This window comes from Eggerthella sp. (genome assembly GCF_048329335.1).
In the GTDB taxonomy this organism is placed as follows: domain Bacteria; phylum Actinomycetota; class Coriobacteriia; order Coriobacteriales; family Eggerthellaceae; genus Eggerthella; species Eggerthella lenta.
Map to the genome: position 1 here is coordinate 1 of NZ_DBFEGU010000279.1, position 8,830 is coordinate 8,830.

9 protein-coding genes are annotated in these 8,830 nt (G+C 61.4%); 7 read left to right on the top strand and 2 right to left on the bottom strand.

Features of this window, described 5'->3' with window-relative positions; translation table 11 throughout:
- From ACMO6A_RS08855 to ACMO6A_RS08885, 7 genes are all read left to right on the top strand, one after another.
- On the top strand, positions 1-654 hold a 654-nt coding region (locus ACMO6A_RS08855), incomplete at its 5' end, for an electron transfer flavoprotein subunit alpha/FixB family protein (protein ID WP_418471122.1).
- A 184-nt stretch (positions 655-838) separates the two neighbouring features.
- Positions 839-2,140, top strand: a complete 1,302-nt coding sequence (locus tag ACMO6A_RS08860) for an FAD-dependent oxidoreductase (protein ID WP_009609291.1) — start codon at positions 839-841, stop codon at positions 2,138-2,140.
- Positions 2,137-2,436, top strand: coding sequence for a 4Fe-4S dicluster domain-containing protein (locus tag ACMO6A_RS08865; RefSeq protein WP_009609249.1), 300 nt, complete (start codon positions 2,137-2,139; stop codon positions 2,434-2,436). The genes ACMO6A_RS08860 and ACMO6A_RS08865 overlap by 4 nt, the downstream gene beginning before the upstream one ends.
- A 117-nt stretch (positions 2,437-2,553) precedes the next feature.
- Positions 2,554-3,009, top strand: a complete 456-nt coding sequence (locus tag ACMO6A_RS08870; protein ID WP_009609263.1) for a PaaI family thioesterase — start codon at positions 2,554-2,556, stop codon at positions 3,007-3,009.
- A 189-nt stretch (positions 3,010-3,198) separates the two neighbouring features.
- Positions 3,199-4,350 carry an acyl-CoA dehydrogenase family protein gene (locus ACMO6A_RS08875; RefSeq protein WP_086414524.1) on the top strand — a complete coding sequence of 384 codons (1,152 nt, stop codon included), beginning with the start codon at positions 3,199-3,201 and terminating at the stop codon, positions 4,348-4,350.
- A gap of 329 nt (positions 4,351-4,679) precedes the next feature.
- A complete protein-coding gene (locus tag ACMO6A_RS08880; protein ID WP_009609246.1) occupies positions 4,680-5,975 on the top strand; it encodes a CynX/NimT family MFS transporter in 1,296 nt (431 codons plus the stop codon).
- A gap of 184 nt (positions 5,976-6,159) precedes the next feature.
- Positions 6,160-7,077, top strand: coding sequence for a LysR family transcriptional regulator (locus tag ACMO6A_RS08885; RefSeq protein ID WP_009609271.1), 918 nt, complete (start codon positions 6,160-6,162; stop codon positions 7,075-7,077).
- Here the strand turns inward: ACMO6A_RS08885 and ACMO6A_RS08890 are convergent.
- Together ACMO6A_RS08890 and ACMO6A_RS08895 are read right to left on the bottom strand one after the other, a co-directional pair.
- Entirely contained in the window at positions 7,040-7,687 is a 648-nt protein-coding gene (locus ACMO6A_RS08890; RefSeq protein WP_009609295.1) for a hypothetical protein, read from the bottom strand. The genes ACMO6A_RS08885 and ACMO6A_RS08890 overlap by 38 nt on opposite strands.
- The coding region (locus ACMO6A_RS08895) for an AMP-binding protein (RefSeq protein ID WP_418471123.1) at positions 7,684-8,830 on the bottom strand (1,147 nt) is incomplete at its 5' end. The genes ACMO6A_RS08895 and ACMO6A_RS08890, both read right to left, overlap by 4 nt.

An 8,830-nucleotide genomic window follows, 5' to 3' on the forward strand; every position in this document is an offset into this window, starting at 1 on the left:
CCCACGCGCCACATGAAGACGATCGCCGGCAAGCTGGCCGCCCATGCGAACGCCTCCGTCATCACCGACGTCATGTCCTTCGAGAACGGCGCCGTCAGCCTGTACTTCGGCGGCGTGGCCGAGCGCGTGCAGAAGGCCGCAGGCGACGTGGCCATCTACACGGTGGGCGCGGGCGCATTCGAGGGTGCCGAGGCCTCCGGCGCGAACGCCGTCGAGGACGTCGCCTGGGTTGCTCCGGCGACGCCCGTGAAGCTGGTCTCCTCCAAGCCCATCGAGAAGAGCGGCGTGGACCTGAACAAGGCCGACGTCGTCGTGGCCGCCGGCCGCGGCTTCGCCGAGGAGTCCGAGCTCGACCTGGCGCGCGAGCTGTGCGACAAGCTGGGCGCAGGCCTTGCCTGCTCGCGTCCCCTCACCGAGGGCGTGAACTGGCTTCCCACCGAGCTGTACGTGGGCGTGTCCGGCCTCATGCTGTCCCCGAAGGCGTACGTCGCCTGCGGCATCTCCGGCCAGATGCAGCACATGGTGGGCTGCAACCGCGCGGGCACGATGTTCGCCATCAACAAGGACAAGAACGCTCCGGTGTTCAAGCAGTGCGACTACGGCATCGTGGGCGACGTCAAGGACGTCCTGCCGAAGCTGGTCGCGGCGCTGTAAGACCGTTAGACCCGCCCGGGAAGGGGTCGGCAACGCCCAGTCGCTCAGACAGTCCTCGCTTCGCTGCGGAACTCGCTTGGTGGGCGCCGCAGGCCCCTTCCCTTCTTCTGCGCCCTTCGACTCCGCGACATGGCGGCAGGGCGCCCTTACCGTGTTGATGAGAAAAGAGAGAGAGGAGAGGAACGTGTCTGAGACCGATTTCGACATCATCGTCGTGGGCTCGGGGTGCGCGGGCGCGGTGGCGGCCTACACGGCGGCCTCGGCGGGCAAGAGCGTGCTCGTGGTCGAGCGCGGCAACTTCGCCGGCGCGAAGAACATGACCGGCGGGCGCATCTACTCGCACAGCCTGAAGGAGGTGTTCCCGGACTTCGAGTCCGAGGCGCCGCTCGAGCGCAAGATCACCCACGAGCGCATCGCGCTCATGGACCCGGCCTCGCAGATGGCCGTCGACTTCACGAGCCCGGAGCTCGCAGAGGAGGGCAAGGACTCCTACAGCGTCCTGCGCGCGCCCTTCGACCAGTGGCTGGCCTCGAAGGCCGAGGACGCCGGCGCCGAGTACATCTGCGGCATCGCCGTCGAGGAGCTCATCCGCGACGAGAGCGGCAGGGTCGTCGGCGTGCGCGCCGGCGAGGACGAGATCACCGCGCAGGTGACGGTGCTCGCCGAGGGCGTGAACCCCATCCTGTCGGAGAAGTGCCTGGGCAACCCCCGCCCGAAGCCCTCGCAGATGGCCGTCGGCGTCAAGCAGGTGTTCGAGCTGCCCGCCTCCCAGATCGAGGACCGCTTCCTGGTCCCGCAAGGCGAGGGCGCCTCGATGTTGTTTGTCGGCGACTGCACGCACGGCAAGGTCGGCGGCGGCTTCCTGTACACGAACAAGGACTCCATCAGCCTGGGCCTCGTGGCCACGATCTCCACGGCCATGGACGCCTCCAACCCCCACCCCGTCTACCAGATGCTCGAGGACTTCAAGAACCATCCGGCGGTCGCGCCCATCATCCGCGGCGCGAAGGTGGTCGAGCACTCGGGCCACATGGTGCCCGAGGGCGGCTACAACATGATCCCGAAGTACGTGTTCGACGGCTGCCTGGTGGCCGGCGAGACGGCGGGCCTCTGCATGAACATGGGCTACCAGGTGCGCGGCATGGACTTCGCCGTGGCGTCGGGCCGCATGGCGGGCGAGGCCGCGGTCGAGGCCATCGACAAGGGCGACGTGAGCGAGGCGGGCCTGTCCTCCTACAGGACGAAGATGGAGGGCTCCTTCGTCATCCAGGACCTCAAGACCTTCTCCAAGTGGCCCCACGTCATGGAGGGCTGGGACCGCATGTTCACCGAGTACCCGGTCATGGTCAAGGACGTCTTCAACACCATGTTCAGCGTGGACGGAAAACCCCAGAAGCCGCTGATGAAGCGCATGATGCCCATCGTGAAGCAGCGCGGGCTGTTCAAGCTCGCCAAGGAAGTGAGAGGCGCGGTGAAGGCCCTATGAGCGGGATTTGCGACATCACGGTCAACGTCGACGAGTTCCTCGCCATCGACAAGTACGAGGTGGACGAGGAGAGCGCGCACATCGAGCTGGCCGACGACCCCGACATCGAGGAGTTCAAGAAGCTCGTGCGCGTGTGCCCGGCGGCGCTCTACAAGATCGACGAGAACGGGGCGACCAGCTTCGACTACGCCGGCTGCCTGGAGTGCGGCACCTGCCGCATAGCCTGCGGAGACACCATCGTGAAGAAGTGGGAGAACCCCCAGCCCACGATGGGCGTGGAGTACCGCTTCGGGTAAGGAACCGCACGCGCTCTGGACGGAGATCGCCTCAATCAGGGCGCTCCTGAGGGTTCCGGCGTTCAGCGTCGTCGGGGCCCTCAGGTAGGAATCGGCAAGATCGAGGAGTTGCAGTTTATGGAACGTTATCTTCGCGAGGGGTGCTTGAACCATCTCAGCGATCTGCGCGGATTCGATGCCGTGCGCAACGACGAGGTTCGCCCCGGGTTCGTGCGCAACGTGGTAACAGTGCCCGACGGTGCTTCAAATCTATACCGTTGCGCGCACGGGGGCTATCTCATGCAGCTCGTCGACGTGGCGGCGTGCATGGCGGCCTGGTCGCTGGGTAAGCGCGTGGTCACCCAGCAGGTCAGTCTTAATTTCACGCGCAGCGTGAAGCTGGGCGGCTCGATCCGTATAGAGGCTTCCGTCGTCCATGCCGGTGCGACCTCTGTGCTGGTGGAAACGTCCATCAAAGACGAGGATGGTCGCACGTGCCTGTTGTCGACCGCGCTTTTGCATGTGACGGGCACGATCGATCCTGGCGATCCTCTGCCTGAGCCTCTCCTTGGGCGCAATTCCGGTGTCGTGTAGTCGCATCCTCGGCGATGGTAATTCGATTCCATGCACCTCTTCTTTGCGTAGATGGCGAGACATTTACCCAATATGGGCTTTTTGATGGGCTTCTTTCGCTGCTTTTCTCTTGTTTCGTCGACGTGATTCAGCGCATAGGCTACACTCTGCCTGATGTGAACCATCATGGACAGCGAAAGGGGCCGCATCATGGATTTCGATCTCGCACCTGAATACGAGAAGCTTATTGCGACGGTGCGCGAATTCGGCGAGCAGCATTTTACATGTGAGGCTGTTCGCCAGTGGCAACACGATGCCGGTTTGCCCGACGAGGTGGTGCGTGATTTCGTGAACCTCGATTTCAATGGCTTCGGCGTTATTCATCGTCGCGACCATGTGACGTACGACACTATGGCGCAGACGCTTGTTCTGGAGGAGCTCGCCCGTGTTTCGGGGGCGGCTCTGCCGTTCCCGAACGACTTTCTGAACCTTCAAATCATGGAGGAGTTCGCCGGGTCCGGGCAGTTTGAGTTCGTTCGAACGGGGTACCAGACCGAAGGGCGGTTGGCGTTCGCCCTTGCTATATCCGAGCCCGAGGGCGGTTCGGACACCATGAGTATGCGCACGTCTGCTCGCACCATCGACGGACGGCTGGTTCTCAACGGAACGAAGACATTCGTGAACAACGGGGAGTACGCGCCTTATTTGCTCGTTGCGGCCATCGATCGGGATGCGTCGACGGGAAAGCATCCGGCGCTGTCGTTTTGGCTCGTTCCTCATGATCTGCCCGGTATCAAGGTGTATCCGGTTCAGAAGATTGGCCAATCCATACTGCCGTTTTCCACCGTCGTGTTCGAGAACGTCCGCTTGGACGAGCCGTACCGTTTGCACGGAAAGCAGGCCGGGTTTCCGCAGCTGTTCCATCTATTCGAGATCGGCAGGCTGTTCTCGTGCGCCACGGCGCTCGGTCTGGCGCAAGCCGCCATGGAGGATGCGGTAGCCTATGCGCGCACGCGCACGGCCTTCGGAACCCAGATCGCGAATTTCCAGCAGATCGAGCAGATGCTCACGGACATGGAGGTCAAGCTAGACAACATGCGCAACTCCGTGTACAAGAACGCGTGGAAACTCGACCGCGGTTGCGGTGACCGCCTGGGCGTGGCTTTGATGAAGCGTTACGTGCCCGAAGCCGCCACGGAGGTTGCGAGCGACGCGATGCAGATATTCGGAGGTCGCGGGTACACGCGAAACGAGCGCGTCTCGTCCATATGGCAGGACTGCCGAGGCTTCCAGATGGCCGAGGGGACCGACCAGATCATGGTGTACGTCGCGGCACCGCTCATCATGGAGAAGTACGCGTAGGGCGCGTTCGCGAAGTCGTTCTTGGCCCCTGCGTCGCAAAACCGAAAAAGAGCCCTGCCGATCACAAGACCCGAAGTCGGCGGGGCTCTTTTTCGTTCGGTCGTCTATCGACTCGCTCTGCACTCATGCAAAGTACGAATGTTTACCCATATAGGTCAAACTGTTGGTCCCATTTTCGTAACCAAGGTCTTATCTTGTGACTCAAGGGTTCGTTCTCAGTGCGTTCATTACCAGATCTCGTTCGGCTGTGTGCACCTGCTTATCGTGGACGTCGCGGAAAGCGATGGCGGGGTGCGGATAGCCGAGCGAACCAAGAAGGAGGATTTCCCTTGAGTACTGCAACGCAAAAGGCCAAGATGAGCTCACGGCATGTGCTGCTCATCATCACCGGCATCATGCTCACCTTCGGGTGCTCGGCGCTCACGTTTTCGACGTGGACGAACTTCCAGCCGGTCGTGTCGGAGGCCATGGGCATGGTTACCTCCACTGGCGCGATCGATACGGCTCCCTTCGCGCTCTACATCACCGTTCTGTATCTGACGATGACCGTGGTGTCCCCGATGGCGGGCAAGCTTATTCAGAAGATGGACATTCGCATCATACTGAGCGTGTCTGCCGCGTTGGTGGGCATCGCGTTCATCCTTATGAGCATTTACACCGAGATCTGGCAGTTCTACATCTCTGGCGTGCTTCTGGGCTTGGGCGAAATCTCCATCCTGTGGCTCGCTATCCCTACGCTCATGAACCGCTGGTTCAAGAAGAGCGCCGGTTTCTTCATCGGTATCTGCATGGCTATGACGGGCGTCGGTGGCGCTATCTGGAACTCGTTGTTCACCGCGCTGAACTCTAGCGGCACGTCGTATCAGACCATCTATCTGATTTGGGGAATCGTGGCGCTGGCTACTTCGCTTCCGTTCACCTTGTTCTGCATCCGCTCTACGCCCGAGGAAGTGGGCCTGCAGCCCTACGGCGCCGAGATCGCCGAGGACGGCACGGTAGAGAAGGCGAAGGGCCTGTCTGCTTCCAAAGCCATGAAGAGCCCCGTGTTCTACGCTGTGTTCATCTATGCGGGCATCATCAACTTCCTGACCATCATCGCGCCGCAGTTCCCGTCCTACATGCGCTCGCTGGGTGCGGCGGGCACTGTTGCCTACGACGTGGCCGTGGTCGGCGGCGTCATGTCCGTTGCCGTCATGGTCGCCCAGGCGATCTCCAAGGTGGCCATGGGCGGTTTCGCTGACAAGAATGCCAAGGTCACGATGATCACCGCGTTCGTCGCGGGCGTTGCGGGCATCTTGCTGGTGTGGCTGGGGGTTCAGTCCGAGATCGCTCTGTACGCCGGTGCCTGCATCTACGGCTTCTTCTTTGCCAGCGCCGTGGTGCTGTGCCCCATCGTGGTGCGCCAGGTGTTCGGCACTCGCGAATACTCCGAGATCTACTCTCGCGTGTCCGTGTTCGTCAACCTCATGGGCGCTTTCGGTGCCACTATCTGGGCGTTCCTCGGTTCGAATTTCGGTTACGACAGCGTGTTCATCGTCGGTATCGTCGGCCAGGTGGTCGTGCTGCTGTGCGGTCTGTACGCCTTCGGCAAGCAGAAGAGCGTCCAGGCTCAGTGGACCGAATAACGGTTCTTGCAATAGCGTGACTCAAGTGCTTCGATCCCGCCTGTCAACAGGCGGGATCGTTTTTTCGGTGATATAATACTGCCAAGGGGTTTTCTTGAATCATGGATACGGGGCCTACTACGGGGAGGTGCGTTTTCGTGTGCGATTTGCTAGGTAGAGCTGTCGGCCGACGAACGGAGCGCGCATGAACCTTTCTCAGCTGTATTACTTCGCCAAGCTGTCCGAGATGCAGCATTACGCGAACGCTGCCAAAGAGCTTTACATCACCCAGCCTTCGCTTTCTCACGCTATTAAATCGCTCGAGGCCGAATTGGGGGCTCCCTTGTTCGAGAGGGAAGGGCGTCGCATGAAGCTCACGCCGCTCGGTCGCGCTTTTGCCGAACACGTCAAGCGCGGCTTGCGCGAGATCGACAAAGGGGTGGCTCTGGCGCAGGAGTACAACGGCAAGTTGAGCGGTACGGTGAACATCGGCGCCATTTACACGGTGCAGGGCGATTATTTACCCATGTTGTTGCGCGACTACCATGCCCAATACGGGCAAACGGTGAAGTTCAACCTGTTTCAGGGGTTTTCGACGCCGTTGGTGGAGGCGCTCGAACGCGACGAATACGACGTGGCGTTCACGGCCAAGGTTCCCAACAAGCCCGATCTATGCTTCGAGCACGTGGTGTCCCATCAGCTGGTTGCCTTCGTTGCACCGTCGAATCCTATCGCTCATCTGAAAAGCGTCTCGCTGGGGGATTTGCGCGGGCGCTTGGTGTACACCTATCGCCGCGGAACGCCCATAGGCGAGAACGTCAACGACGCGTTGGAGGAGTTCGGCGTGTCGGCCGTGCAGGAATATGAGGATGAGATCTCGTTGGGGGGCATGGTTCAGGCCGATCCGCGCGCCGTTGGCTTGGCTACGCTGTCTATCGGCCTGAAGTCGTTCAGCGATATCGTTATCATTCCCATAGAGGACATCCCGCAGGATTTTCACCGCATCTATATGGTGTATAAACGCGATGCGTTCAGAAGCCGCGCTGTAGAGAGCTTCATCGAGTTCACGTCGGACTACGTGCCCCCTAAGGGCGCGATTCCCAGTACGGGGACATTCTCGTAAGGGGGAGGCGGACGATGAGGGACGTGAGGGGCGCGCCATTTTGATCGGACGTGCGGTGGGTTCCGTCTTGCATGTCCTCGACGCCTACGTAGAAGACGAACCCGCGTTTGCACATGAACGTGCATTCCAGGCAGACGTCCTTGTCGCAATACACGTACGCGTCCTCGTCGGCCAAGGCGAACAGCAAAGGAGAGCGCTTCTTCGGCAGGACGTACTTCAGCTGCGAACCGGTGAACGTCTTCAAAGCTATCCACTGAATGCGGAAGCGGTCGTCGCTGATGCGCCACGAGCATTCCACGGCGTTGCTGTTGAATCCCCCGAGGATGCGGTAATCGAACTCGATGCCCTCGGGCAGCGCATCGAGTTCCGTTAGCTCCATGCGCTCAAGCGCGCTCCCGCAGCATGTCGGGAGGGCCTGCATGTCGTGCGCATAGGGGGGCTCGGCCATCGGATTGCGCAGGCCGTCCGAAAACGATCCCGGGAGGCTGCCTGCGATTCCCTGAAGCACGCGCCCGCATTCGGGGCAGCGATAGAAGGGGAGGTCGTCGTCGGCGATGCGGGGCTTCCATGTGGCACGCGTGCGTGTGACGCTGTACTTTTGCTCGATCATCGTTCGTCCCTTTCAGGCTGCGTGCTTGCAAGCGAGCTGTCGCGTAGGGCGCGCTCGTTCGATAGCAGGCGTTCGGCGAGGATATCGGATAGCCAGTTGCGTTTGACTTTCCCGCTTTCGGTCATCGGGATGCGATCGACGTATTCGATGCGTTCTGGCCAAAGGCGTTTTTGCACGTTGCGGCCTTTTAGGAAGTCCGCAACGTCGGTCACGCTGGGACGCGCCTCGCCGGACGCGACGGCGAACAGGCAAATGCGCTCACCGAGTCGCGGATCGGGCATGCCGATGGTTGCATGGCTTCCGATGCCGGGACATCCGGTTACCGCTTCGTCCACTTCGGCGGCGCTGATGTTCTCACCGCCTCGGATGATGATCTCCTTGCGCCTGCCGTTGATTCGGATGCGTCCGCGATCGTCCATCGAGCACAGGTCGCCGCTTGCGAACCAGCCGTCCGAGCTGAGCGCTTCGTCGGTTGCTTCAGGATTGCCGAGGTAGCCCACGAACACGTTCGGTCCGCGCGAGAGCTCTTCGCCTTGCATGCCGGTCGGTACGTCGCGGCCCTGCTCGTCCACCACGCGCACTTCGATCCCTTTGAAGGGGCGTCCTGAGAACTTCCCGTTCCAGCCGAGCGCGTAGGCGGGCGGAACGTACACATGCGGGCAGCTTTCGGTGGACCCGTACACTTCACATAGTACGATGCCCTTCTCCCGTGCCCTGTGAACCATCGTTCCGGGGACGGGGGCTCCGCCGCACAGATAGAAGCGCAGCTTCGTCGGGCGCTTGCCCGTGCGCTCCATTGCTCCCAGCAAGTCGTAGATGAAAGGCGTGGCGCCCATGGACCAGGTGACACCTTCGACGTTCATGAGGTCGATCGCGCTTTCGGCGTCGAATTTTTCTTGCAGTACGGCTTTTCCTCCCAGCAGCAGGGGGGAAAGCAGGCCGTGGTTGAAGCCGGTGGCGTGATTGAGCGGCGCAGGCATGAACATGACATCGTCGGACGTGAGCTCCAGCTCTTCGGTGAACGCTCGTTCCGAGAACAGCAGGTTGTTGTGCGTGAGAAGGACGGCTTTCGGGTTGCCCGTCGTACCCGACGTAGCGAGGATGAGGGCGGCGTCGTCGGCTGTCGTGCGCTGAGGCTTCTCT